This window comes from Tistrella mobilis (assembly GCF_041468085.1).
Classification (GTDB): Bacteria; Pseudomonadota; Alphaproteobacteria; order Tistrellales; family Tistrellaceae; genus Tistrella; species Tistrella mobilis_A.
Genome location: NZ_CP121017.1, coordinates 4,166,428 through 4,191,840, shown reverse-complemented (window position 1 = coordinate 4,191,840; position 25,413 = coordinate 4,166,428). Strand labels below are relative to the sequence as shown.

The 25,413-nt window shown below is 67.6% G+C and carries 26 protein-coding genes; 16 read left to right on the top strand and 10 right to left on the bottom strand.

The genetic code is table 11. The annotated features are described in order from the left end of the window. Positions 1-159: 159 nt before the first annotated feature. The 11 genes from P7L68_RS24400 to P7L68_RS24350 all read left to right on the top strand — a co-directional run bounded on the left by P7L68_RS24400 (position 160) and on the right by P7L68_RS24350 (position 10,714). Positions 160-1,578: a CmpA/NrtA family ABC transporter substrate-binding protein gene (locus tag P7L68_RS24400; protein WP_372002414.1), complete on the top strand. Its 1,419-nt coding sequence runs from the start codon at positions 160-162 to the stop codon at positions 1,576-1,578. A gap of 27 nt (positions 1,579-1,605) precedes the next feature. After that, positions 1,606-2,433 carry a nitrate ABC transporter permease gene (ntrB, locus tag P7L68_RS24395; RefSeq protein WP_372006952.1) on the top strand — a complete coding sequence of 276 codons (828 nt, stop codon included), beginning with the start codon at positions 1,606-1,608 and terminating at the stop codon, positions 2,431-2,433. Between the two features lie 20 nt (positions 2,434-2,453). Then, positions 2,454-3,362 carry an ABC transporter ATP-binding protein gene (locus tag P7L68_RS24390; protein ID WP_372002413.1) on the top strand — a complete coding sequence of 303 codons (909 nt, stop codon included), beginning with the start codon at positions 2,454-2,456 and terminating at the stop codon, positions 3,360-3,362. Positions 3,363-3,435: 73 nt separating this feature from the next. Next, positions 3,436-3,909, top strand: a complete 474-nt coding sequence (gene cynS / locus P7L68_RS24385) for a cyanase (RefSeq protein WP_372002412.1) — start codon at positions 3,436-3,438, stop codon at positions 3,907-3,909. A 158-nt stretch (positions 3,910-4,067) separates the two neighbouring features. Continuing rightward, complete coding sequence (locus P7L68_RS24380) at positions 4,068-4,715, top strand: TetR/AcrR family transcriptional regulator (RefSeq protein ID WP_372002411.1); 648 nt, start codon at positions 4,068-4,070, stop codon at positions 4,713-4,715. Between the two features lie 95 nt (positions 4,716-4,810). Next, positions 4,811-6,049, top strand: coding sequence for an ABC transporter substrate-binding protein (locus P7L68_RS24375; protein WP_372002410.1), 1,239 nt, complete (start codon positions 4,811-4,813; stop codon positions 6,047-6,049). Between the two features lie 87 nt (positions 6,050-6,136). After that, positions 6,137-7,009 (top strand): branched-chain amino acid ABC transporter permease, encoded by an 873-nt coding sequence (locus P7L68_RS24370; protein ID WP_372002409.1) that lies wholly within the window; start codon positions 6,137-6,139, stop codon positions 7,007-7,009. Between the two features lie 12 nt (positions 7,010-7,021). After that, entirely contained in the window at positions 7,022-7,927 is a 906-nt protein-coding gene (locus P7L68_RS24365) for a branched-chain amino acid ABC transporter permease (RefSeq protein ID WP_372002408.1), read from the top strand. A 3-nt stretch (positions 7,928-7,930) separates the two neighbouring features. Continuing rightward, positions 7,931-8,740: an ABC transporter ATP-binding protein gene (locus P7L68_RS24360; RefSeq protein ID WP_372002407.1), complete on the top strand. Its 810-nt coding sequence runs from the start codon at positions 7,931-7,933 to the stop codon at positions 8,738-8,740. After that, positions 8,737-9,441 carry an ABC transporter ATP-binding protein gene (locus P7L68_RS24355; protein WP_372002406.1) on the top strand — a complete coding sequence of 235 codons (705 nt, stop codon included), beginning with the start codon at positions 8,737-8,739 and terminating at the stop codon, positions 9,439-9,441. Before P7L68_RS24360 ends, P7L68_RS24355 begins: the two co-directional genes overlap by 4 nt. Positions 9,442-9,454: 13 nt before the next feature. Further along, positions 9,455-10,714, top strand: a complete 1,260-nt coding sequence (locus P7L68_RS24350; protein ID WP_372002405.1) for an amidohydrolase family protein — start codon at positions 9,455-9,457, stop codon at positions 10,712-10,714. 82 nt (positions 10,715-10,796) lie between these two features. On the opposite strand, the gene cobT is transcribed toward P7L68_RS24350, so the two are convergent. The 4 genes from cobT to P7L68_RS24330 all read right to left on the bottom strand — a co-directional run bounded on the left by cobT (position 10,797) and on the right by P7L68_RS24330 (position 15,001). Beyond that, positions 10,797-12,677 carry a cobaltochelatase subunit CobT gene (cobT, locus tag P7L68_RS24345; protein WP_372002404.1) on the bottom strand — a complete coding sequence of 627 codons (1,881 nt, stop codon included), beginning with the start codon at positions 12,675-12,677 and terminating at the stop codon, positions 10,797-10,799. Between the two features lie 5 nt (positions 12,678-12,682). Next, positions 12,683-13,672, bottom strand: coding sequence for a cobaltochelatase subunit CobS (gene cobS, locus P7L68_RS24340; RefSeq protein WP_041605292.1), 990 nt, complete (start codon positions 13,670-13,672; stop codon positions 12,683-12,685). Between the two features lie 164 nt (positions 13,673-13,836). Further along, positions 13,837-14,448, bottom strand: a complete 612-nt coding sequence (locus P7L68_RS24335; protein WP_372002403.1) for a J domain-containing protein — start codon at positions 14,446-14,448, stop codon at positions 13,837-13,839. A 184-nt stretch (positions 14,449-14,632) separates the two neighbouring features. Continuing rightward, the gene (locus tag P7L68_RS24330; RefSeq protein WP_014743857.1) at positions 14,633-15,001 is read right to left on the bottom strand and encodes a helix-turn-helix domain-containing protein; all 369 of its coding nucleotides are present in this window, start codon (positions 14,999-15,001) and stop codon (positions 14,633-14,635) included. A 567-nt stretch (positions 15,002-15,568) separates the two neighbouring features. Between P7L68_RS24330 and P7L68_RS24325 the strand changes: the two genes are divergently transcribed. Both P7L68_RS24325 and P7L68_RS24320 read left to right on the top strand, forming a co-directional pair. After that, positions 15,569-15,850: a BolA family protein gene (locus P7L68_RS24325; RefSeq protein WP_372002402.1), complete on the top strand. Its 282-nt coding sequence runs from the start codon at positions 15,569-15,571 to the stop codon at positions 15,848-15,850. A gap of 164 nt (positions 15,851-16,014) precedes the next feature. Beyond that, complete coding sequence (locus P7L68_RS24320; RefSeq protein ID WP_062761138.1) at positions 16,015-16,401, top strand: ribbon-helix-helix domain-containing protein; 387 nt, start codon at positions 16,015-16,017, stop codon at positions 16,399-16,401. Here P7L68_RS24320 and P7L68_RS24315 read toward each other — a convergent pair. The 5 genes from P7L68_RS24315 to P7L68_RS24295 form a co-directional block, all read right to left on the bottom strand. Further along, positions 16,364-16,999, bottom strand: coding sequence for a DUF2889 domain-containing protein (locus P7L68_RS24315; RefSeq protein WP_372002401.1), 636 nt, complete (start codon positions 16,997-16,999; stop codon positions 16,364-16,366). The two genes, P7L68_RS24320 and P7L68_RS24315, sit on opposite strands and share 38 nt — an antisense overlap. Positions 17,000-17,161: 162 nt before the next feature. Next, the gene (locus tag P7L68_RS24310; RefSeq protein WP_372002400.1) at positions 17,162-18,061 is read right to left on the bottom strand and encodes an AEC family transporter; all 900 of its coding nucleotides are present in this window, start codon (positions 18,059-18,061) and stop codon (positions 17,162-17,164) included. Continuing rightward, the gene (locus P7L68_RS24305; protein WP_372002399.1) at positions 18,058-19,371 is read right to left on the bottom strand and encodes an HlyC/CorC family transporter; all 1,314 of its coding nucleotides are present in this window, start codon (positions 19,369-19,371) and stop codon (positions 18,058-18,060) included. The genes P7L68_RS24310 and P7L68_RS24305 overlap by 4 nt, the downstream gene beginning before the upstream one ends. Positions 19,372-19,410: 39 nt before the next feature. Then, positions 19,411-20,640 (bottom strand): 3-dehydroquinate synthase, encoded by a 1,230-nt coding sequence (gene aroB / locus P7L68_RS24300; protein WP_372002398.1) that lies wholly within the window; start codon positions 20,638-20,640, stop codon positions 19,411-19,413. Positions 20,641-20,704: 64 nt separating this feature from the next. Further along, entirely contained in the window at positions 20,705-21,259 is a 555-nt protein-coding gene (locus P7L68_RS24295; RefSeq protein ID WP_372006950.1) for a shikimate kinase, read from the bottom strand. A 355-nt stretch (positions 21,260-21,614) separates the two neighbouring features. On the opposite strand from P7L68_RS24295, the gene P7L68_RS24290 reads away from it, so the two are divergent. The 3 genes from P7L68_RS24290 to P7L68_RS24280 all read left to right on the top strand — a co-directional run bounded on the left by P7L68_RS24290 (position 21,615) and on the right by P7L68_RS24280 (position 24,643). Then, a complete protein-coding gene (locus P7L68_RS24290; protein WP_372002397.1) occupies positions 21,615-21,764 on the top strand; it encodes a hypothetical protein in 150 nt (49 codons plus the stop codon). A 394-nt stretch (positions 21,765-22,158) separates the two neighbouring features. Further along, on the top strand, positions 22,159-23,694 hold the full coding sequence (locus P7L68_RS24285; RefSeq protein WP_372002396.1) for a hypothetical protein: 1,536 nt from the start codon (positions 22,159-22,161) through the stop codon (positions 23,692-23,694). Between the two features lies 1 nt (position 23,695). Further along, positions 23,696-24,643: a tyrosine recombinase gene (locus P7L68_RS24280; protein ID WP_372006949.1), complete on the top strand. Its 948-nt coding sequence runs from the start codon at positions 23,696-23,698 to the stop codon at positions 24,641-24,643. Here P7L68_RS24280 and P7L68_RS24275 read toward each other — a convergent pair. Next, positions 24,640-25,413 carry an IclR family transcriptional regulator gene (locus P7L68_RS24275; protein WP_372002395.1) on the bottom strand — a complete coding sequence of 258 codons (774 nt, stop codon included), beginning with the start codon at positions 25,411-25,413 and terminating at the stop codon, positions 24,640-24,642. The two genes, P7L68_RS24280 and P7L68_RS24275, sit on opposite strands and share 4 nt — an antisense overlap.

Genomic DNA, 25,413 nt, shown 5'->3' with positions numbered 1-25,413 from the left:
CGTACCATTCCGACGATCCGGGATCTTTCCCGAGCTATTTCATATGTTTGGACTCATGCCGCCCATCTGGCCCGACGGTTGCAGAACAGAGCTCCGGGACGCGGCATCCCCCGCCTGCCGCCCGGCTGTCCAGACCGTTCATCCGTCAGGGAGTGACACATGACGATCAAGAGCCTCGGCGACGCCTTCGATCCGGATGTCGACCTCGGCCATGGCCGGCACTGCGGCTGTGCCGCCTGCGCAACGACCTCCGCCCGTCCGGCCTCGGCCCGGCCGACATCCGCTCCATCGGGCCCGGCGCTGCCCGCGGGCGACGAAGCGCTGGTCGATCGGATGGTCGAGAACGCGGTCGTCCGCTCCATGTTCGGCGGCAACGAGATCGCCCGGCGGTCGTTTCTGAAGACCGTGGGGGCGGGGGCCTTTGCGGCGGCGCTGGCCTCGGTTCTGCCGCTCGACCGGGTCAAGGCGGCGGTCAAGGACGGCATGACCGGCGGTGGCCCGCTGGAGAAGACGAAACTGAACATCGGCTTCGTGCCGATCACCTGCGCCACCCCGATCATCATGGCCCATCCCATGGGTTTCTATGAACGCCGGGGCCTGGATGTGCAGGTGATCAAGACCGCCGGCTGGGCGGTCGCCCGCGACAAGTCGCTCAACAAGGAATACGACGCCTCGCACATGCTGACGCCGATGCCGCTGGCGATCACCATGGGGGCGGGCTCCACCGCCCAGCCCTTCCTGATGCCGGCGGTGGAGAACATCAACGGTCAGGCGATCGTGCTGCATGTCGATCACAAGGACAAGCGCGACCCCAGGGACTGGAAGGGCTTCCGCTTCGGCGTTCCCTTCGAATACTCGATGCACAATTTCCTGCTGCGTTATTACGTCGCCGAGCATGGGCTCGACCCCGACAAGGATATCCAGATCCGGGTCGTGCCGCCGCCCGAGATGGTCGCCAATCTGCGTGCCGGAAATCTGGACGGCTACCTGTCGCCGGATCCGTTCAACCAGCGTGCCGTCTGGGAAAAGGTCGGCTTCATCCATCTGCTGACCAAGGACATCTGGGAAGGCCATCCCTGCTGCGCCTTCGCCTGTTCCAAGGCCTTCGCCGAAGAGATGCCCAACACCTATGGCGCCCTGGTCATGGCCCTGCTGGAGGCGACCGCCTATGCCGCCGATCCGGCCAATCGCAAGGAGATCTCGGCCGCGATCGCGCCCGCCAATTATCTGAACCAGCCCGTGCCGGTGATCGAACAGGTGCTGACCGGCCGCTTCGCCGACGGGCTGGGCCAGGTGCAGGACGTGCCCGACCGGATCGATTTCGATCCCTTCCCCTGGCATTCGATGGGGGTGTGGATCCTGACCCAGATGAAGCGCTGGGGCTACATCTCGGGCGAGATCGACTATCGCGGCATCGCCGAACAGGTCTATCTCGCCGCCGAGACCGGTGCCCGGATGAAGGAGCTGGGCCTGACCCCGCCCGAGGTCACTTACGAGCCCCACACCATCATGGGCAAGACCTTCGATCCGGCGGATCCCGAAGGCTATCTCGCCTCCTTCGCCATCCGGCGCAGCTGAGCCTGCCACACTGGGAGACCCGGAATGATGCCGTCGCTCCGCATCCGTGCCGCGATCCTGTCGGTCGCGGTGCTGGCCCTGCTGCTGGGGGTCTGGGAACTCTCCGGCACGGCGCCCGCCGCCTCGGCGGCGCAGGACGAATATGCCCGGCTGATGGGCGGTGCCGACACCCAGGCCCGCCTGCCGGCCCCCTCCGACATCCTGATGCGCGCCTGGGAAGAGATATCGGATCCCTTCTATGACGCCGGCCCCAATGACAAGGGCATCGGCATCCAGATCGGCTATTCGCTCTACCGGGTGGCGGCGGGCTATCTGGCCGCGGCCGCCATCGCCCTGCCGCTCGGCTTCCTGATCGGCATGTCGCCGCTGGCCTATCGGGCGCTCGACCCGTTCATCCAGGTACTGCGGCCGATCTCGCCGCTCGCCTGGATGCCGCTCGCGCTGTTCGTCATCAAGGACAGCCAGATGTCGGCGATCTTCGTGATCTTCATCTGCTCGATCTGGCCGATGCTGCTCAACACCGCCTTGGGTGTCGCCAATGTCCGGCGGGACTGGGTGAATGTGGCCCGCACCCACGAACTCGGGCCGGTCTCGACCGCCCTCAGGGTCATCCTGCCGGCCGCGGCACCCACCATCGTGACGGGGATGCGGATCTCGATCGGCATCGCCTGGCTGGTGATCGTGGCGGCGGAGATGCTCGTCGGCGGCACCGGCATCGGCTACTACGTCTGGAACGAGTGGAACAATCTCGATCTCACCAGCGTGGTGTTCTCCATCCTGATGATCGGTCTGGTCGGCATGGCGCTGGATGCGCTGCTCGGCGCGCTCGCCCGCGCCGTGGCCTATGCCGATTGAGGCGGAGAGAGAGGTATCCCATGACGAGCGCACGCCCCTTTCTCGACGTCTCGGGCCTGGCAAAACGCTTCCCCGCCCGGGGCGGCGGCGAGACCACGGTTTTCGAGCAGGTCGACTTCACCATGGATCGTGGCGAATTCGTCTGCGTGATCGGCCATTCCGGCTGCGGCAAATCCACCATCCTCAACATCCTGGCCGGGCTCGACAGCGCCTCCTCGGGGGCGGTGGTCATGGACGGCCGGGAAATCTCGGGCCCCGGTCTCGACCGCGGCGTGGTGTTCCAGAATTACAGCCTGCTGCCCTGGGCGACGGCGCTCGAAAACGTGGTCTTCGCCATCCGCGCCCGGCATCGCGACTGGTCGCGGCAGCAGATCCGCGCGCATGCGCTCAGCCATCTGGCCAAGGTCGGGCTGTCCGGCGGGGCGGAGCACCGCAAGCCGGCCGAACTCTCGGGCGGCATGCGGCAGCGGGTCAGCATCGCCCGGGCCTTTGCGATCGAGCCCCGGCTGCTGCTGCTCGACGAGCCCTTCGGTGCGCTGGATGCGCTCACCCGCGGCACCATCCAGGACGAGCTGATCCGCATCTGGTCCGATACCGACCAGAGCGTGTTCATGATCACCCATGACGTCGACGAGGCGATCCTGCTTGCCGACCGGATCCTGCTGATGACCAACGGCCCGCGGGCGCGCATCGCGGAAAGCGTGGTCATCGATATCCCGCGGCCGCGGGCCCGGGACACCATCCTGCACGACCCGGCCTTCTATGCCATCCGCAACCATCTGGTCGAATTCCTGACCCGGCGCTCGCGGGAGCTGGCCGCGGGGGGCGGCGGCGGCACCGGCACCGGTGCTCCGCGCACCGTGCGCTTCGGCCGCGACGGCAGTGCCCAGGGCGTCGATGTCGTGCCCCTCCATCGCGCCGCCCGTTGATCTGCGCCTGATCCGTTTCGTCGCACCCCGTTTCGTCGCACCCGTTCATCACGACCCGCAGCGAGGACCCCTCATGAACATGACCAAGACCTCCACCGATGCGCCGCTGTCCAAGGCCGATGCCACGGCGCTGATCCTGGCCGCCAAGGCGGCGCATGGCTTGACCTGGGAGGCGATCGCCGAGGGCATCGGCATGTCGCCGGTCTGGACCACTTCGGCGGCGCTGGGCATGAACAGCATGCCGCCCGAGAAGGCGCAGGCGCTGGTGACCCTGCTCGACCTGCCTGCGGCCGTGGTGCCGGCTCTGGTCGCATTCCCGACCAAGATCTGGGACCAGGCCGTGCCGACCGATCCCGCGATCTATCGCCTCTACGAGATCGTGGGCGTCTATGGCGAGACCCTGAAGGAGATCATCCAGGAGAAGTTCGGCGACGGCATCATGAGCGCGATCGACTTCACCATGCATGTCGACAAGATCGAGGATCCCAAGGGCGACCGGGTGAAGATCACCATGAATGGCAAGTTCCTGCCCTACAAGGCATGGTGACTCGATACCCGGACGCATTCCATCGCATGACGTTTCGAGGCGGGTGCCGCGAGGGATCGCGGCACCCGTCAACCTTGTGGATAAAAACAAACAGTCTTGACTGTTTTTTTATAGAGTCGCAGTCTTGAAACATGGCGCGACCGGCCGGGGAGAGGGAGATGACCGGTGCGAAGGTGCGGCGCACGCAGGAGGAGCGGAGCGCCGAAACCCGCGACAAGCTGCTCTATGCGACGCTCGACGTGCTGATGGAAGCCGGCCACGCCCGGCTGGCCACCCAGGCGGTCTGTGAACGTGCTGGCGTGTCACGCGGGGCAATGCTGCACCACTATCCCACCCGCAGCGATCTGCTGGTGGCGGCGATCGAGCGTCTGCTCGACGACGAGATCGTCGAGATGCGCGGCATGGCCGCCTCGGTGCGTTCGGGTGCGATCGGCCTGGATGCTTTCGTGGACGATCTGTGGCGGCGCTTCTCGGGCCGGCTGTTCTACATCACGCTGGAACACATCACCGCTGCCCGGACCGATGACGATCTGCGCGACGCGCTGCTGCCGGTGGTGAAGCGTTTCCATGTCGCGCTCGACGACATGTGGACCGAGTTTTTCGAGGCCCGCGGCACGGCCGACCGGGCCACGACCACCGTGCTCAATCTGACGCTCTGCCTGCTGCGCGGCATGGGCGCCCAGACGGTGCTGAAACCGGATCCGGATTATTACCAGGACCTGCTCAGGGCCTGGAAGACGATCCTCGCAACCCTCGTGGAGGGGCGGGGCTCAGGCGGCACGCTGGCGGGGAGCGTCGGCGTGTGAAATCCACCCGCAAAACCGATCGGCCTCTCAAGAAGGGCCGGCGGCAGCTCCCCGGCGGGGCGGCGGGTTCTCGGGATGGCAAGGAGAAGACAGGGATGGCAGGACGGATTGAGGCCCGCATGCGCCGGGCCGTGACGGCAGGGGTTTCGCTCGCGGTGATGTCCCTCGCGCTCGGCGGTGCGGCGCAGGCGGAGACCGCGCCCTTCAGGATCGGGGCACTGAACCCGGTCACCGGCGCCGGCAGCCCCTATGGTCCCGGCATGCAGAAGGCGATCATCCTGGCGGCGGACGAGGTGAACGCCGCGGGTGGCGCCTGCGGCCGCAAGCTGGAAGTCTCGGCCGAAGATACCCAGACCTCGCCCGAAGCTGCCGTGCTGGCGGTGAAGAAGCTGATCGAGGTCAACAAGGTCGATGCGGTGATGGGCACCTGGTCCTCGGGCGTCACGCTTGCGGTCATGCCGATCACCACCCAGGCCGGGCTGTCGCTGCTGAACACCTCGGGCGCGCCGGCGATCTCAACCGAGGACAAGGCCGATCTGGTCTGGCGCTTCCAGGCGACCAATGACCGCTTCGGCCAGGCCTTCGCCAGGATCGCCACCGAGCGCGGCTTCAAGCGCCCGGCGACCATGGCCTATAACAACGCCTCCGGCATCGGCAATACCGAGGGCTTCACCAGGGCCTGGACGGCCGCCGGCGGCGAGGTCGTCTCCAGCGTCGTCTACGAGCCCAAGCGGCCGAGCTACCGGTCCGAACTGCAGCAGATCCTGGCGGCGAACCCCGACGTGATCGTCATGGGGTCCTATCTTCAGGACACCACCGTCATCCTGCGCGAATGGTATCAGAGCGGCCAGAACCCGGATGTGAAGTGGATCATTCCGGGCTGGGCCGCCAATCAGCAGCTGATCGATGCGCTGGGCCCCGATGTGCTCGCCAATGTGATCGCAGTCGACAGCATCAGCAATGAGAGCGCGCCGTCCTACGCCCATTTCGAGGCAGCCTACAAGAAGGCGATGGGGGCAGACGCGCCGGCCAATGTCTATGCGGCGATGACCTATGACATGGTGATCGCCTGGGGTCTGGCGATGCAGCAGGCCTGCCCCGACACGGCCACCGCGGCGGTGAACGGCAGCATCCGGGCAATCGATACCGCCGACGGCGCGCCGGTCTACACCTTCGCCGAGGGCAAGGCCGCGATCGAGGCCGGCCGCAAGGTGAACTATGAAGGCGCCTCCAGCCGCCTCTCCTTCGACGAGTATGGCGACGTGACGCCCGATTTCAGCCTGTCGGAGATCGATGGCGGTGCCTTCGTCCGCAAGGGCGTGGTCTCGTTCTGATCCGGATCGGCCGTGCCCGCCCGGGCGACGCTTCGGCGTACCGGGCGGGTCGGCCGCCTCGTTCCGGCCTCCCGTTCCGGGGTCCCCATGGATACCGCCTATTATCTCAACCTGGCCTTCAACGGCCTGGTCGAGGGCTCGATCTATGCCCTCGGCGCGCTGGCGATCACGCTGGTTTTCGGCATCGCCCGCTTTCCCAATGCCTCCACCGGCGACCTGATGACGGTCGGCGCCTTCGGCGGCCTTGCCGGCACGCTGGCCGGTGGCGGGCTTCTGGGGGCGGCGATCGCCGGAGTGGGCGTCTCGGCCGCGGTGGCGCTCGCCTTCCATTTCCTGCTGTTCCGCAATCTGGCCCGGCGCTCGGCGGTGGCCTCGATGATCGCGTCGATCGGTCTCGCCTTTTTCCTGCGGTCGGCACTCTCCTTCATCTTCGGCCATGATCAGCGGGTCTACGACCTGCCGCTGACCCGTGCGGTCCTGTTCGGGCCGATCCGGGTGCAGCCGACCGATCTGCAGGTGATGGGGGCGGCGGCGGCGGCACTGGCCGTGGTCTTTGCCGTGCTGCATCTGACCCCGATCGGCCGCAGGATGCGGGCGGTGGCCGACAATCCCGATCTCGCCAGGGCTTCGGGCATCAATGCCGGGCGGGTGATGGCGGTGATGTGGCTGATGGCGGGCGGGCTGGCCGGGCTCGGCGGCGTTCTGCTGGGCGCCAAAACCGTGGTGACCTCCGAAATGGGCTGGGACCTGCTGCTGCCGGCCTTTGCCGCCACCATCCTCGGCACCATCGGCAACCCGATCGGCGCCGTTCTGGGCGGGCTGCTGATCGGCCTGGTACAGGAGCTGTCCACCCCCTTCGTCGGCTTCACCTACAAGATCGGCATGGGCTTCGCGGTGCTGCTGCTGATGCTGATGATCCGGCCGCAGGGGCTGTTCGCCCGCAACGCCCTGGTTCGCTGAGGAAGGCCGCCCATGGAAAGCTATCTGGTCGCGGTTGCAGTGGTCACGGCGATCTACATGCTGATGACCTTCGGCCTGAACCTGCAATACGGCTTCACCGGCCTGATCAATTTCGGCCTGGTCGGCTTCTTCGCCATCGGCGCCTATACCAGCGCCCTGCTGGTGATGGCGGGCTGGCCCCTGCTGCCGGGCTTCGCCGCGGCGGCCCTGCTTGCAGCCCTCGCCGCCTGGCCGGTGGCGCTTCTGTCCCTGCGCCTTAGAATCGAATATTTCGCCATTGTCATGCTCGGCTTTTCCGAGACCGTGCGCCTGGTGATCACCAATGAGCGTGCGCTGACCGGCGGGGTTCAGGGCATTCCCGGCATTCCCTCTGTGGCCCAGGCGCTGGGTGTGGAGGGGATTGACGGTAATCTGCTGACCCTGATCCTGCTCGTCGTCGCGGTGATCCTGGTGCTGGCGGTCAACTGGCGGCTGGTGCACAGCCCCTTCGGCCGGATGATTCAGGCGATCCGCGACGATGAAGAGGCGGTGCGGTCGCTGGGCAAGCATCCCGGCCGGTTCAAGGTGACGGTGTTCATGGTCGGCAGCGCCTTTACCGGCCTCGCCGGTGCCTTCTACGCCCATTACGTCACCTTCGTGACGCCGGAACAGTTCGTGCCCCTGCTCACCTTCTATGTCTGGGTGGCGATGATCTTTGGCGGCGCCGGCCGGGTCGGCGGGGCTGCGATCGGCACGGTGGTGCTGATCGGCTTCCTGGAAGGTTCGCGCTTTTTGCGAGATGCCCTGCCGGGTGTGTCTGAGGTTGAAATGGCGAGCCTCAGGCTGGGCGTGGTCGGTGTCGCTCTGATGCTGCTGATGCGCTTCCGTCCGGACGGCATCCTTGGCGCGCCCTCTGCCGGTACGAAGAAGGAGGGCTGAGCGATGGGCCATCCTGATACCATCTCCCCGGCCGATCACCAGTTGACGGTCGAGGATATCTCCAAAAGCTTCGGCGGCGTGCAGGTGCTGACCGATGTCGGTTTCTCGGTGCCGGTCTCGGGGCTTTCGGGGCTGATCGGCCCCAATGGTGCCGGCAAGAGCACGCTGTTCTCGGTGATCAGCGGCTTCCAGCCCGGCGATGCCGGCCGGGTGAGCTTCGCCGGCCGCGATCTCAGCCGGATGGGGCCGGTGGAGCGGGTGCGTGCCGGCCTTGGCCGCACCTTCCAGGTGCCACGGGTCTTCGCCAGCCTGAGCGTGCGCCAGAATCTGGCGGCGGCGGCGCCGGGGCAGGCGGGTGAGACGCTGGCAGGCGTGTTCTTCCGCGGCGCCCGCATCCGTTGGCAGGAGGCGGAGATCGCCGGGCGCGCCGAGGGCATCCTGGCCTTCCTGAACCTTACCCGGGTGGCGGATAAGCCGGCCGGCGGCTTGTCGGGCGGTCAGCGCAAGCTGCTGGAACTGGGGCGCGCCCTGATGGTCCGGCCGAAGATGATCCTGCTCGACGAGCCGTTCGCCGGCGTCAACCCGGTGCTGATCGACGAGATCGCCGACCGGATCCGGGCGATCCGCGAGACCGGCGTCGACGGCAGCGGCGGGATCGGCTTCCTGATCGTCGAACACAACCTGCCCTCGCTCTCCGCTCTGGTCGAGCGGATGATCGTGATCGACCGTGGCCGTCTGCTGGCCCAGGGCACGCCCCAGGCGGTGCTGGCGGATGCCCGGGTGCGCGAAGCCTATATGGGGGGTGCGGTATGAGCCGGCTGCTCACCGTCTCGGATCTGGCCGCCGGCTATGGCGAGGTCGACATCGTCTCGGGCATCTCGCTCCATGTCGATGCTCTGGAGATCGTAACCATTGCCGGCACCAACGGTTCGGGCAAGTCGACCCTGGTCAAGGCGCTGATGGGGCTGCTCACCCGGGTGCGCGGCGAGATGCGCCTGGGTGATGTGCCGCTTCTGGGTGTCCCGGCCGAGAAGCGTATCGATCTGGGGGTGGTCTATGTGCCGCAGGTTGAGAACGTGTTCCCGACCCTGACCGTCACCGAGAACCTCCAGGTGGTGGAGGGCGTGGCCGATCGTCGCCGCCGGATCGGGGAAATGTTCGACCGCTTCCCCGCCCTGGCCGAACGCCGCCGCACCCGCGCGGGCGCCCTGTCGGGCGGCGAACGTCAGCAGCTGGCCTTCGCCCGGGCCCTGATGCCGGCACCGAAGCTGATGATCCTGGACGAGCCGACGGCGGCGCTGTCGCCCGCCCTGGTCCACGAGGTGCTGGAGCTGATCCGCGGCCTGCCGGGGCTGGGGGTCTCGGCGCTGCTGGTCGAACAGCGCGCGCGTCAGGCGCTCGCGATCAGCGATCGCGGCTACATCCTGGATACCGGACGGGTGGTGATCCACGACACCGCCGAACGCCTGCTTGCCGATGAACGTATGGCCGATCTCTATCTCGGCACCCATTGAGGATGATCCATTCATGACCTCCGCCTTGAAGACCGAGCCCCGGCGGGCCGGTACAGTCTTCCGGAATGCCCGGGTACTTGATGTGGTTGCCGGCCGCTATCTCGACGGTCAGTCGGTCTGGGTCGAGGGGGGCGTGATCCGCGCCGTCGCCCCCGATGCCGACCGCATGGCCGCCGCCGATGCCGAGGTGATCGACCTTGGTGGCAAGGTGCTGATGCCGGGCCTGTGCGACGCTCATGTCCATGTCACGGCGATCACGCCCAACTTCGCCGAACTCGGCCGGATGTCGCCCTTCTACGTCACGGTCCACACCGCCGATGTGTTGAAGGGCATGCTGGAGCGCGGCTTTACCACCGTGCGAGATGCCGGTGGCGCCGATTGGGGGCTGGCCAGGGCGGTGGCGGAAGGCGCGCTGCCCGGTCCGCGGCTGCTCTATTGCGGCAAGGCGCTCTCGCAGACCGGCGGTCATGCCGACATGCGCGGGCCCGGCCAGCAGGAACTGGGCGAGTGCTTCTGCTGTGCAGGTCTCGGCCGGGTCTGCGACGGCGTGCCCGAGATGCGCCGGGCCTGCCGTGATCTGATCCGCACCGGCGCCACCCATATCAAGCTGATGGTCTCGGGCGGCGTCGCCTCGCCGACCGACCGGATCGACAGCACCCAGTTCGCGATGGAAGAACTCTACGCGGCGGTGGAAGAGGCCGAGGCCGCCAACATTCCGGTCATGGGGCATGCCTATACCGCCCGCGCAATCAACCGGGCGCTGGAGGCGGGCATCACCTCGATCGAGCACGGCAATCTGCTCGACGAAAGCTCGGTGCGGCTGTTCGTGGAGAAGGGCCGCTGGCTGGTGCCGACGCTCGCGACCTATTCGGCCCTGGCCGAGGAGGGGCTGGCGGCAGGCATGCCGGCCGATCTGCATCGCAAGGTTTATGACGTGCTGGATGCCGGCCGTGAGGCGCTGCGCCTTGCCCATGCGGGCGGGGTCAAGATTGCCTTCGGAACCGATCTGCTCGGTATCATGCATCGCCGCCAGCTGACCGAATTCGCCCTGCGAGCCCAGGTCCAGGCGCCGATCGACGTGATCCGCTCGGCAACCACAATTGCCGCTGATCTGTTCCGCATGGCCGACCGCATCGGCCGGGTCGAACCGGGCCTGCTCGCCGACCTGATCGTGGTCGATGGCGACGTCCTTCACGATATCGCGCCCTGGTCGCGACCCGACGAGACCATCCGGCTGGTGATGAAGGAAGGGCGGGTGCTGGTGGCGCGGTAAGCGGCTTCGACAGTGCCTGAAGGAAGAAGGGCGGGCCTCCACAGAGGCCCGCCCTTTCCGTCGTCCTGCCGGTGACGGCCGGTCAGTGTCTGAGGCGGGTGGGGCGGCTGCTGCGGCCGCCCTGGTCTTCGTCGAAGAGCTCGGCCAGCTGGTTCATCACCGTGCCGCCCAGCTGTTCGGCATCGACGATGGTTACCGCGCGCTTGTAGTAGCGGGTGACGTCGTGGCCGATGCCGATCGCCACCAGATCGACCGGCGAACGGCTCTCGATCCACTCGATCACCTGGCGCAGATGGCGGTCCAGATAGTTCGAACTGTTGACCGACAGGGTGCTGTCGTCGACCGGCGCACCATCGGAGATCACCATCAGGATCCGGCGGTTCTCGGGCCGGGCCAGCAGGCGGTTATGGGCCCAGAGGATCGCTTCGCCGTCGATATTCTCCTTGAGCAGGCCTTCGCGCAGCATCAGGCCCAGATTCTTCCGCGCCCGCCGCCACGGCCAGTCGGCCGATTTGTAGACGATGTGGCGCAGGTCGTTGAGCCGGCCCGGCGTCTGCGGCTTGCCGCCGTCGAGCCACTTCTTGCGCGACTGGCCGCCCTTCCAGTCCCGGGTGGTGAAGCCCAGGATTTCGACCTTCACGCCGCAGCGCTCCAGCGTGCGGGCAAGAATGTCGGCGCTCATCGCCGCCACCGAGATCGGCCGGCCGCGCATCGAGCCCGAATTGTCGATCAGCAGCGTGACCACCGTGTCGCGGAAGTCGGTGTCGCGCTCGCGCTTGTAGGTCTGGCTGTAGAGCGGCTGGACAACGACGCGGGCAAGCTTGGAGCTGTCGAGCAGGCCTTCGTCGAGATCGAACTCCCAGCCGCGCGACTGCTTGGCCAGCAGGCGGCGTTGCAGGCGGTTGGCGAGCTTGGTGATCACGCCATGCAGATTGGTCATCTGCTGGTCGAGCAGACCGCGCAGCCGGTTCAACTCGTCTTCGGTCGCAAGCTCGCTTGCCTCCACCACCTCGTCGAATTCGGTGGTGTAGGGATGATAGACGTCCGCTGCCGTTTCGTTCTCGTTGGATCCGGGCGGCATCCAGGGGCGGACCCGGGACGAGCTGTCCTCGCCACCGGCGCCGCTTTCGGAGTCGGGGTCGCTGGCCGCCATGTCGGCATCGGCCTCGCCGTCGCCGGTCTCGGGTGCCCCCTCGCTCGACTGGCCACTGTCGTCGCCGTCCTGCGACTGCTCACCGCCTTCGCCGTCGGGCTGTTCCTGAGCTTCCGCTTCGGCCTGGTCATCGGCCTCGTCGGGCTCGCGATCCTCATCGAGCTCGCCTTCGGTCTCGGCCTCGATGTCGAGGTCCGACAGCAGGTCGCGTACCCCTTCGGAAAAGCGCTTCTGGTCGGCCATGATCTCGGGCAGGCGGGCCAGGTCGTCGCCGGCCTTGCTCTCGATCACCGGGCGCCAGTGTTCGACCAGTTCCTGGGCGATCTCCGGCGTCGGGACCCCGGTCAGGCGCTCGCGCAGCAGCAGCAGAGCCGCTTCGCAAAGCGATTCCGGGCTGCCGTCGACGGCGAGGCGCTGCGGCTGCTCGCGAAGCTGGTCTTCCTGCAAACGGGCCAGATTGCCGCGCACGCCCGTCATGTTGCGCCCGCCCAGGGCCTCGATGCGCAGCTGTTCACAGCTTTCATAGAGCCGGCGTGACAGCTCGCCCTGGGGTTGGCGGGCCATGTGGATGCGGGCATCGTGATGGCGCACGCGCAGCGCGATCTGGTCGGCCTCGCCGCGGATGCGGGCGACCTGCTGTTCCGGCAGGTTACGCATCGGCGCGCGCAGGTTCACCCGATCGCCACGCAGCCGCGGCGGTTCGAAGGTGAAGGCGACTTCGAGCTGAGGCGTGCCGGCCATCGCCTTCACGGTGCTGGTCAGGGCACGTTTGAACTGCTCGACGGATTGCGGATCGTTGCGCTTGCGCATATCCCTCAACCCATGTGGCGGATGCCGGGGACGTGCAGCTCGGTGCCGAAGCAGCGCTGGTAGTACTCGGCGATCAGCGGGCGCTCCACTTCGTCACACTTGTTGAGGAAGGTGAAGCGGAAGGCGAGCTGCAGATCCTTGAAGATCCGGTAGTTCTCGGCCCAGGTCAGCACGGTGCGCGGCGACATGACGGTCGAGATGTCGCCATTGATGAAGGCGCTGCGGGTAAGGTCGGCCAGGGCGACCATCGACCGCACGGTCTTGTGGCCGTCGGCATTGTCGAATTCCGGCAGCTTGGAGAGCACGATCGCGCTCTCTTCGTCGGGCGCCAGATAGTTCAGCGTGACCACCACGTTCCAGCGGTCCATCTGGCCCTGGTTGATCTGCTGGGTGCCGTGATAGAGGCCGGTCGTATCACCCAGGCCCACCGTATTGGCGGTGGCGAAGATCCGGAAATAGGGATGCGGGCGGATGACCTTGTTCTGTTCAACCAGGGTCAGCTTGCCCTCATTTTCCAGAATGCGCTGGATCACGAACATCACATCGGCGCGACCGGCATCATATTCGTCGAAGACCAGCGCGGTCGGACGCTGCAGGCAGAAGGGCAGGATGCCCTCCTTGTATTCGGTCACCTGCTTGCCGTCGCGCAGCACGATGGCGTCCTTGCCGATCAGGTCGATGCGGCTGATATGGCTGTCGAGGTTGACGCGCACACAGGGCCAGTTCAGCCGGGCCGCGACCTGCTCGATATGGGTCGACTTGCCGGTGCCGTGATAGCCCTGGATCATCACGCGGCGGTTAAAGGCGAAACCCGCAAGAATGGCGAGGGTGACGTCGGGCTGGAAGCGGTAGGTCTGATCCAGATCGGGCACATGCTCGCTGCGGTCGCTGAATGCCGGCACCTCCATGTCGCTGTCGATGCCGAAGACCTGTCGCACAGACACCTTGATATCCGGCGTGTTCGGGGTCGGGGCGGCCAGGGTCTCGGAAGCCATGATGAAGAGGATCTCCACTGGGGAAGGCGGGGACGAAACGGATGGACGACACGGCCGGCCCCGCACGGGGAGGTGCAGGTGAAGGCCGCGGCCGACAGGGCCGTCGGCGGGCAACTCCTGATCTCGGCACGCGTATCCCCATCCGGTCGGGGAACGGCACCGGTTCAGGTCCAGTCTGACGCGCGGTGCATCAAAAAGGAATAGGCCTGGTTCACCGATTTCATGCGTTCCTCCGACGCGGCGTCGCCGCCGGTGACGTCGGGGTGCAGCCGTTTGGCGAGTTTCTTGTAGTGGTCCTTGATCTGCGGCAGATCGCGGGTCGGGTCGATGCCCAGTGTCTTGAAGGCCTGGCGCTCATCGGGCGTGAAGCGCGCTTCGGCGGCGGCGCGCACGCGCTCGGCCGCGCGACCGGCAGCACCGAACATGCCGAAGGGGTCACTGGTCCGGCCTTCACGGAACATCTGGGCCGCCGCACGGGCAATCTCGTCGGCCTGGTCGCGATCGGCGCTGGCGAAGGGCCAGGACGGACGGTGCCAGGTCATGTCGTCATGCAGGTGACGGTCGATCTCGGCCGAACTCAATCCCTTGAAGTAGTCCCAGCCCTTGTTGTAGGCGCGGACATGCTCCAGGCAAAAAAAGTAGTAGTCCCGCAGCCGGTCACGTGATTTGGGCGCGCGGAACGCACCTTCCTCTCCGCAGCCCTCGCAATCGCAGAGCCGGGTTCCGTCGGGAGCGTAGGCGGCGGTGCGCCGGATGCTGAAGAGGTCGATCGCCATGACGGCAAAATATGCGTCACGGGGTGCGGTGCGGCAAGTGCCCGGACAATGCCGGCCGTCGGGAAAAATGCGCAAGCGATCCATCCAGACGCCGAACGCCCGCGCGACCGGCCGTTCGGGCGGTCACGCGGGCGTTCCGGATCTGCACCGGGCGCCGCGGCGCCCGTGTCGGTCGTGCGTGGAATCAGGAGGCGTCGGCCAGGCTGCGGGCAAGAGTGCTCAGCGCTTCCTGATGCTTGCCGTTCTGGATCATCGAGAAGTTGCGGGCCAGTTCCAGGCACATGCGCTGACGCGGGGTCATCTCAACCTGACCGCCCTGCTCCAGACCCTCGAAGAAGTAGGAGATGGTGACGCCCAGGGCCTGCGCGATGTCGTAGAGACGACCGGCGGCGATGCGGTTGATGCCGCGCTCGTACTTGTGGGCCTGCTGGTAGGTCACGCCGATCATGTCAGCCAGCTGCTGCTGGGTCAGGCCCAGCATGATGCGGCGCTCGCGGATCCGCGCACCGACGTAACGATCGACTTCCTGGGCCCGGCTCTTGGTGGTCTTCATGGGGAGGGATCCCTCTTTGATCAGGGTGTTGGTTGAGAGATTGACGTGGGGAGCGTTCCGCCTCGTCCGCAATTCGTCCGTAGTGTCGGCCTGGGTGCGGTTCCGTGTTCCCGGCTGGTCGCCCCTGCTCCGCCGGTTTACAAGCAAAGGGTGTGCCAAAAACCCCTGCGCAAGACCTGCTTGCGTTCCAGTGGTATGATGTGCGACTGGAAACGCGCGTTCGGGACCGATTTTCCGGCGCGCGCGCCAGGATCATCAGGGCTGCGGTTAATGTGCGCTTAACGTTTGCCGGTGGATCGGGTTCCCCGGATGTCCACTTCGGGAGAAAAGGGTTTCCCATCCTGTGCTTCGCCGAGGCATTCGCTGTGCGGCTGTGTTCCTGTCCCTGTTTGATCGTGAAACGCTTGTGCCAAAATGAGACAGATTGTCCCGGTATGATACTTATACGTGAGGCGACCCGGCCCCGGTGCGCGCATCAGGCTTGATACATCGCCTGGGCCGCGCGCGGCGACGGGAATTGCAGTATCATCGGGATATGACCTTGAGAATGCGGAGGCCTGTGCCGACATGACCATCAGGGAGCGGATCGAGACCAAGCTGACGGCCGCCTTTGCGCCTGAGCGGCTGGTGATCACCGATGAGAGTGACCGCCATGCCGGCCATGCGGGCCATCAGCCCGGCGGCGAAACACATTTCCGGGTCGAGATCGTGACCGTGGCCTTTGATGGTCTGACCCGCGTGATGCGTCAGCGCCGGGTCTACGAGGTTCTGGCCGAGGAATTGGCGGAGCGGGTTCACGCTTTGGCGCTCGTCACCCGCACGCCGGCTGAGGCCGGGCAGAGCAGATAGGCAACCGCTGCCGGATGCAACCGGCATGCGATTGCCCTTTGAAACGCGTCGCGGTTGTGCTAATACAACCTTAAATAAAAAGATCGACCAATTTTCGCGTAAAGGTGTCGTCGGGGAGACATCCGGCCGGAGGGGCCGGGGACTTAAGGGGGGCGATAGGCACGATGTCCAGTTCACTTATCAACCGCAACGTCGTCGTCGAAGGGCGCCGTACCAGCATCCGTCTTGAGGCGGATATGTGGGACGCGCTGACCGAGATCTGCCAGCGTGAGGGCTGCCGGATCCACGAGCTGGCCACCATGGTCAACTCGACCCGGCGCGAATCGACCCTGACGGCGGCGATCCGGGTGTTCATCATGAACTACTACCGGGCGGCATCGACCGAGCAGGGGCATGCGCGTGCGGGTCACGGCAAGGCGATGCGGCCGGGGCGGGCGGATCGGACGGCGGTGCAGCGGCGTCTGGAGCGTCTGGCGGCTGCGCGCGGCGGTGACGGACGGCCGATGGCGCCGGTCAGCCGCCCGTATACCACTCAGGATAATGCTGCCTGACAACCTCTCCGTCCGCTGCCAGGGCGTGACAGGTATTCAGGTGAGCAGGCGGTTTCGGTGCCGGTCGTGGCGGCAGGGCGGCCGGCGCCGTATCGTCTGTTCCGGTACGGGCCACGGTCTCGGTATGGGCCATGGCCGCGACGCGGTCATTGGCCTCGCGACGGCGGCGTTCCAGTGCCGGATAGAGCGTCTGAAACGCGACGGTGCCCAGTGGGCGCATCATCTCGACCAGATGCGTGCAGCCATGCACGCCGCCGACCCGCTGGCGGATCGCCTTGGTCCAGCCCGGGGCGATCTTCAGCCCGACCAGACGCTGAAAATTGATGGCGACATCCCCGCAGATCGAATAGGGCGTGTGATCCATCACTGCCTCGATCGCCTTGATCTCGAAGCCGATATCGATGGTCAGCCGGATCCACATATCGTGGATCGGCGTGCCCGGGTCGATCTGGCCGCGCCAGCGGTTGTCGATCGGATAGGTCTTCACGTCGGTCAGATGTGCCTCGATGTCCCAGAGCCCGTCTTCGCGCTCATAGCCGCGGAGATCGATCTGGCGGGTGTGGATGTGGCGGCGGTTCACGGGCTGGGACAGGGGCATTGGGCGGGCTTCTCCTCGGTACGGCCGCGGCGCATGACCAGGGCCGTGCCTCGCATCTGAGACGAACGTTCGATCCAATTTCGATGCCGCCACTATACGCGGCGACCACGCGTTCGTCATCTGCGGTGCCGTATGGGCCGACGGGCGCAGGGCCCCGCCCGCTCAGTTCATGCCTGCCAGATGCAGTGCGACCCAGAGCAGCCCGGGCAGCAGCAGGAAGACCAGCAGGGTGGACGTCACCACCAGCGACGCCACCTCGGCCGGGGAACGGTCGTAGCGCTGGGCGAAGAGATAGTTGAACACGGCGACCGGCATCGAGGCCTCGACCAGCAGAACGCCCAGTTCCACACCTTCGAAACGGAAGACCACCATGCCGAGGAAGAGCGCGACCACGAAGCCACCCAGGCTGCGCAACAGGGCCAGACCCAGCGTGCCGAGCGGCCGTACCGCCTTCATCCGGGCCAGACTTACGCCCAGCGTGATCAGCATCAGCGGAATGGTGAAACCGCCGATGAGATGGGTGGTATTGCTCAGGAACTTCGGAACCGGGATCCCGCCAAGCACGAAGATCAGCGCCGCCACCACCGACCAGGGGGCGGGCTGGCGCAGGATGAAGCGCCCGGCCGGCTCGCCTGACAGCACCCAGGCGCCAATCGTGAACTGGCTGACGGCTGAGACCGCGAAATAGCCGATGGCATAGCCCAGCCCCTCGGGTCCGAAGGCGAAGAGGCAGAGCGGCAGGCCCATATTGCCGGCATTGCCGTAGATGATCGGCGTCAGCCAGGTCCGCCAGGGCAGGCCGGCCGCCCGCAGGATCGGCCAGGCGATGAACCCCATCATCACCATGGTCGAGGCGGCGGCGAGCGCGAATTCGCCGAAGGCGCCAGGCGCCACCTGGCCATTGGTCAGATTGGAGAAGATCAGGCAGGGGACGCCGATATTGGTCACCAGATTGGTGATCATGCCGGTGTCATAGGGCTGCCGGAATACCCGGATCCAGGAAAAGCCGATCGCGGCACAGACCAGGATCGGGGCAATGATGGTGATCAGCTCGCCGATCATGGCCGACCGGTATCGTGGACGGCACCTGTGGGGGGGCGGCCCCCGACAGGTGAGAGGCGCAGCTTGGTCACCCGGTTGCGGTGACGGCGGAGCACCTCGGCCTCTATGCCGGCGATGCGGAAGCGTTGGCCGACCTCGGGGATGGCCTTGGCTTCGTGGATGACGAGACCGGCGATGGTGGTCGCTTCGTCGTCCGGCAGGCGCCAGCCGGTCTCGCGGTTGATGTCGCGGATGGTGACGGTGCCGTCGGCCAGAACCCCGCCATCGGCCTGACGCTCCAGCCCTTCGACCGCGATATCGTGTTCATCCACGATCTCGCCGACGATTTCTTCAAGAATGTCCTCCAGCGTCACCAGCCCCTGGATGGTGCCGTATTCGTCGATCACCAGGGCAAAATGGGCATGGCGCTGCCGGAAGGCATGCAGCTGGTCGTGCAGCGTGGTGCTGTCGGGGATGAACCACGGCGTGCGCGCAAGTGCCGGCACGTCGATCCTGGCCACATCGCCGCCGGCCTCGGTCAATGCCCGCAACATATCCTTGGCATGAAGCACGCCGATGACGTTGTCGGGATCGCCCTGCCACATCGGCAGCCGGGTGTGCGGGCTGGTGGTGACCTGAGCCAGGATCGCGGCGGGGGGCTGGTCGGCGTCGATGGTGGTCATCTGCCGGCGGTGGATCATGATCTCGCCCACCGTCAGATCGCCGAGATCCAGGATGCTCGCCAGCATCTCCTTCTCGTTGCGGGTTTCCGCCGCCGTTGCTTCGGGGTCGTCATAGAGCCGGATCGCCCCGCGCAGGTCATCGGCCGAAACCATCAGCCGATCGCCTTCGAGCCTGATCCCGATGACCCGCGCCACGCCGCGTACGATGAACCCGATCACCCTGGAGAACGGGCTGAGGATCCGCACGACCACTGAGAGCGGGCCCGAAAGGACAAGCGCCATCCGGTCCGGCTGATGCAGGGCGACCGTCTTGGGCAGGATCTCCGCAAAGATCAGCAGCAGCAGGGTCATGCCGAGTGTCGCCATCGCGACGCCGGCATCACCGAACAGCCCGATCAGCACGCTGGTGGCGATCGACGAGGAGAGGATGTTGACCGCATTGTTGCCGAGCAGGATCGAACCGATCAATCGCTCGCGATCGGCCGTGAGCTTTTCTACCCTCAGCGCCCGGATATCGCCTTCGGATGCACGCTGATGCATGCGTGTGCGGGAGGCGGCGGTCAAGGCCGTTTCACTGCCGGAAAAGAAGGCAGATGCGGCGATCAGGACGATGATGGCAAGAAGTGACAGCCAGAGTTCGGCAGGCATCGGCGGGTGGGTCTCTCTCCTGGTCGGATCGGGCGGGTATCACCCGGCAGGGATGGCCGGGCCCTCGGGGCGGTCGGCCAGGATGTCGTCGAGCAGGGCGGCCACTTCATCGGGTGCGACGTCGTCGGCAATGAACGAGCGGCCGATGCCGCGTGCCAGGATGTAGCGTACCCGACCTTCGCGGGCCTTCTTGTCCTGGGCGATCGGTGCCATCAGCCCGTCGACCGTCCAGTCGACCTCAGCCACATCCTGTGGACGGGTCGGCAGGCCGACCGAGGCCAGATGGATGGTCAGCCGTTCCAGATCGGCCATGGGGCAGAGCCCGCGGCGCACCGACAGCCTGAAGGCGGCGACCATGCCGATCGCAACCCCCTCGCCATGAAGCAGGCGACCGTCATAGCCGGCCATTGCTTCGAAGGCATGGCCGAAGGTGTGGCCCAGGTTGAGCAATGCGCGCTGGCCGGTCTCGGTTTCATCGGCGGCGACGATCCGCGCTTTGGCGGCGCAGGAGCGTGCCACGGCCTGGTCGCGTGCCGGGCCGGAGCCTGCGATCACCTCGGCCCCGCGCTGTTCCAGCCAGTCGAAGAACGGGGCATCGTCGATGGCGCCGTATTTCACCACCTCGGCATAGCCTGCAAGCAGTTCGCGCCGTGGCAGGGTTGAAAGCAGGCCGGTATCGGCGACCACCAGCCCGGGCTGGTGGAAGGCACCGACCAGATTCTTGCCATGGCTGGTATTGATGCCGGTCTTGCCGCCGACCGAGCTGTCGACCTGGGCGAGCAGGGTGGTCGGCACCTGAACGAAGCGGGTGCCACGCCGCAGCACGGCGGCCGCGAAGCCGGCGAGATCGCCGACGACGCCGCCGCCGAGCGCGATCACCGGCTGTCCGCGTTCGATACCCGAGGCGAGCAATCCGTCGAGAAGGGTTTCGAGCGACCCGAAGCGTTTCGTCCCTTCGCCCGGCGGCAGGATGATGGTGCCATGGGCGATCCCGGCATCATCGAGCGCGCGGGACAGCACGGCCAGGTGATGGCCGGCCACGGTCTCGTCCGTCACCACCGCTGCCCGGCGGGCACCCATGGTCTCGCGGATCAGCCGGCCGGTCACCGGCAGCAGGCCGTCCCCGACCAGAATATCGTAGGCGCGATCATCCAGTGGCACCCGGACCCGCCGCGCGGGGGCCGCGACGCCGGGCAGGGTCACCAGTTCGCCGTCGTCGGACAGTCGGGGTCTGGTGTCGGAAAGGGGCGTGGCGGTCTGGGCGGTCATCGGCTGACGGGCTCCGGAGCGGGGCACGGGGGGATGATTCTGGCGGGTGACGGAGGGGCCTGCGTCATGCGGAACGGCGTGGGCGGGTGGCGGTAAGGCCCGGCCATTCGGCAGCGAGGGCCGAGATGATCGCATTCACGGCCACTTCATGCGGGGCCTCGGTGCTTTCCACCGTCAGATCGGCTTCGGCATAGACCGGGTGGCGCTCGGCAATCAGCCGTTCCAGTGTTGCCATGGCGTCGCCCTCGGCGATCAGCGGCCGGGTGTGACGGCGCTTCAGCACACGGCGGGCGATCACCGGCAGTTCGGCCTTCAGCCAGACTGAAATGCCGTCGCGGGCAATGGCGGCACGGGTTTCCGGGTCCATGAAGGCGCCGCCACCGGTTGCAATCACCCGCGGGCGCTCTTCCAGCAGGCGGGCGAGCACCCGGCGTTCCCCGCGGCGGAATTCGGCCTCGCCATACAGGCGGAAGATTTCGGGGACGGGCAGGCCGGCTGCCTTCTCGATCTCGGTATCGGCGTCGACGAAATCGATGCCGAGACGCTGGGCGAGCCTGCGGCCGACACTGCTCTTGCCCACGCCCATCAACCCGACCAGGACGATGGAGCGGTCGATCATCCGCCGATCGAAGGCGGGGGCGGCACCTGTCGCGTCATCGCCGGCGGTATCGTCTGCCGAACTCGCGTGTTCGATGGTGGATGGCTGGTCGTCGTCGTCGGTCAAAGCGGTGAACCGGACTCTTGTGGCGGGGCCGTCCCCCGGATGCGGGCCCGGTGCCGCAGCCCCTGGAATGGGAGCGGCAGACCGGCGTGCGGCGGATGGTGCGGTGCGCAACCGTTGAAACCATCCCACCGAACCGATAGGCTTCGGGCGACGGCGCCCGACCCGGCCAGAAATAAAGCACAGGTCCGGCAGTCGCGGCAATCGTGCAGGCCGGAGGACCATCGATCTTCCCGGCAGTTGCGAACCCCCGATGCGAGGCGCAGGCGTGCTGATCCGCTTCATCCTGATCATTCTCCTCGTTGCCGTTCTGGGCGGCGGGGCCTTCCTCATGACCTTCGACATGCCGGCGCCGGTGCGCACGGTGGAGAAGGTCGTGCCCAATGACAAACTGCTCCGCTGAGCCCGGCGACCAGACAGGGGGACGCCCGCCGGTGAGCGCATCGGCCGGGCGATCGCTCGGTGTCGTGCTCGCGCTGGTCCTGGCGGCGGTATCCCCTTCGGCCGTGGCGCAGCCCTTGAGGCTGGTGCCCGACGAGCCGCAGGCCGAAGAGACGCGCCCGCGCCCGGTTGTTCCGGCGCCGGGGGTGCAGGTCCGCCCGCCCGTCCAGCCGGCGCCGCACCTGACCCCGCCCCCACCCCCGCCGACGGCGCCGCGGATCCAGGCGACACCCGACCAGCTGCGGCCGGTGCCTCCACCTCCGCCCCCTCCGCCTCCGCCCCCGCCGCCTCCGCCCCCTCCGCCGCCGCCGCCCACCCCTCTGCCGCCTCAGACGACGGATGATGAGCCGGCGGCAGTGGATGCAGAGGATGTGCCGGCGGATCTCTGGCAGGGCAGCACGGCGGCGCGGATCGATGGGGCGCTGGCGGCCCTCGGCGGCACTGCGCCCTGGCCCACGGCGCGCGAGATGCTGCGGGATCTGCTCGCAACCGACGGACCGGCGCCGGCGGGAGAGGACGCCGATGTCTTTGCCGATCGTCGGGCGAAGGCGCTGCTGATGCTGGGCGATCCGGCGGCCGCGGTCGATGTGGCCGACGATGCCGGTCGTCCGCCACCTGCCGGGGCCCTGTTCCTGGCCGGGGAGGAGCAGCGTGCCTGTGCCGCGGTCCTTCCCGGGGTGTCGGGTGCCGCCATTCCGGCAGGTGAGGCAGCTGCTGCCCCGGATGTCCTGGCCTGCCGCCTGTTTGCGGCCGCCGACGGGACCGCCGCGGCCGAGCTGGTGTCGGCCGGACAGCCGGTCGCCGGTGCGATTGCCCGTGCGGCGGCCACGCCCGGGCCGATCGCGATTGACGGCCTTGATCCGGCAGTGCTGACCCCGGCGGATCTGGCGGTGCTGGCGTGGCGCGGCATTCAGTCCGAGGCCACAGCCGATACGGTTACGGAATTTGCCGCCGGTCTCGGCGATGCCGGGTTGTCGCGGCTGGTGATGAGCGGCGCGATCACGCCTTTCCATCGCCTGGTCCTGGCCGAAGCGGCTGCCACCCGCGGCCTGCTTGCCGGCGAACGCCTGGCCGGGGCCTGGCTGGCCGCAGCGGCGGCCGAACGCAGTGCCGCCCTCTCGGGCCACGGCCCGGCCGGCGAATCCCGGCCCGAGCGGCGGCGGGCACGGCTGTTTGCGACCGCTGCGGCCGAGCGCAACCCGGGGGCACGGCTCTACGGCATCGCTACGCTGGTCAAGGCGGCGGCGGAGGCCGATCCGTTGCTGACCGCGACCGCGGCGGCTGCCGCGGCGCCGCTCCTGGAACCGGCCGCCATTCGCGGGCTGGACCCGGACAGTCGGATCATGGCGGCACGGATCGCCATCGCCGGCGGGGCTGTCGATGCCGCTGCCGCGATGCTGGGGATCCCGGAGAACCGTCCGGACGTGCTGAGCACCGCGATCGCAGCCGATCCTGAGCTGACTGCCCTGTCTCTGGTCGCGTTTCAGGAACCGTCGGCGGTGCTGGGACGTGATCTGCGGACGGTCGACATCAGCAGCTGGCTTGCCGGTCTGGCGGGGCCGGCGCGGGAGGTGGCGACCGCTGCGATCGGCCTGTTTTCGCCCGAAGCCCTGCCGTCCCCGGATCCGGCGGCGCCGGCCGTGGAGGATGCGGTTGCGCCCATACCCGCCGTCTGGTTCGCGCTCAGGGCGGCGGCCGATGCCGGCAGGCTGGGCGAGACGGCCGCGCTGTCGCTGGTGCTGCTGGAAGCCCGGCCCGAGATCGGTGCGATCGGTCTGGCCACGGCACTGGAAGGCTTCCGTCTTGCAGGCTTCGACGACGAGTCCCGCCGGCTTGCGGTCGAGATGATGATTGCGGCCGGCGTGGTTTCGGGGCTGGCGCCGGGTGTCTGATATGCCGGCAGTGCCGCCGCGGGAGCCGCTGCCGGTTGACCGTCGCGCGATCGAGGCCTTCCTTGAGATGCTGGGTGCCGAGGGCGGGCTTGCCGACAACACCCTCATCGCCTATGCCACGGACCTGGACGATGCCGCCCGGGTTTTGAGTGCGGATGGCGGGCTGGTCGCCGCCGCGGCCGATGCGCTTGCCCGCTATCTGGCGGTGCTGGAGGCGCGCGGGCTGACGGCCGAGACCCAGGCGCGGCGGCTGTCGGCCCTGCGCCGCTTTTTCCGGTTCCTGGCGAGCGAGGGCCGCCGTCCCGATCAGCCGACCGATCGTCTGGACGCACCGCGCCGGCGCCGGCCGCTGCCCAAGCTGCTGTCTGAAGATGAGGTCGACCGGCTGATCGCGGCCGCTCATGCCATGCCCGGGCCGGAAGGCCGGCGGCTGGCGGCGATCGTCGAACTGCTCTATGCCTCGGGTCTGCGGGTGACGGAACTGGTCACCCTGCCGGCGGCGGCCCTTGCCCGCGATCCGCAGGTGCTGATGGTGCGGGGCAAGGGCGGCCGCGACCGGCTGGTGCCGCTTGGCGCGCCGGCCAGGGCGGCGGCACGTGCCTATCTTGAGGTGCGGGGCGGCTTCCTGCCGCCGGACCGCACGGCACAGGCCTTTCTTTTCCCATCGCGCGCGGCGGAAGGTCATCTGACACGTCAGCGGGTGGGCCAGCTGCTTAAACTGCTGGCGCTGGGGGCCGGGCTGGACCCGGCCCGGGTCTCGCCCCATGTGCTTCGCCACGCTTTCGCCAGCCACCTGCTGTCGGGTGGAGCCGATCTCAGAGTGGTGCAGCAGCTGCTCGGCCATGCCGACATCACCACCACCCAGATCTATACCCATGTGCTGGATGCAGATCTGCGCCGGGCGATCGAGCGGGCGCATCCGCTTGCGACGGGTGACCTGGAAAGCTAGAGCGCCCGCCCGATCTCTGCTGCCGCGTCGCCGACCATGCGCCCCAGCAGATCCAGCCGGTCATCCGAAATCCGTGCCGTCGGGCCGCTGATCGAGATCGCGGCTTTGGGCGTGCCGCCGGCACGGCCGGCGGGGATGGCCGCCGCCACGCAGCGCAGGCCCACCGATTGCTCTTCGTCGTCGAGGGCCCAGCCCCGGCGGCGGATCAGATCCAGCTCGGTGCCGATCGCATCTGCGCCGGCGGGGGTGGGAAGGGAGCCGGCCGCGAGCAGGGCCTTGCCGACCCCGGTCGAGACCATCGGTACCCGCGCGCCCGGGCGGGCGAAGGCACGCATCATCTCCGCGCATTCAACCTGGGCCAGATAGAGCATCCGGTCGTCGGCGCGGATCGCGAGGTTCACGGTTTCGCCGGATCGTTCCATCAGCCGCTGCATCACCGGCCGGGCGGTCTGGACCAGATGGCGGGCCGGATCGAAGGCCTGGCCGGTGACGAAGGCTTCGGGGCCGACCTGCCAGAGGCCGGAGCCGCTGTCGAACCGCGCCCAGCCGCGATTGGCCAGCGTGTTCAGCAGTCGATGCGCGGTGGAGGCGGCAAGACCCGCGCGGCGCGCGGCATCGGACAGGCCGATGCCGTCCGGCATGGCCGTCAGTACCGCCATCAGGTCGAGCGCGCGCAGCACGGCCTGCACGCCGCCGGCAGTGCCGGCCCCGTCAGGACCCGGCGCCGAAGGCGCATCTGCGGCGGAGGTGAGAGAAGGGGGCGTGGTCAT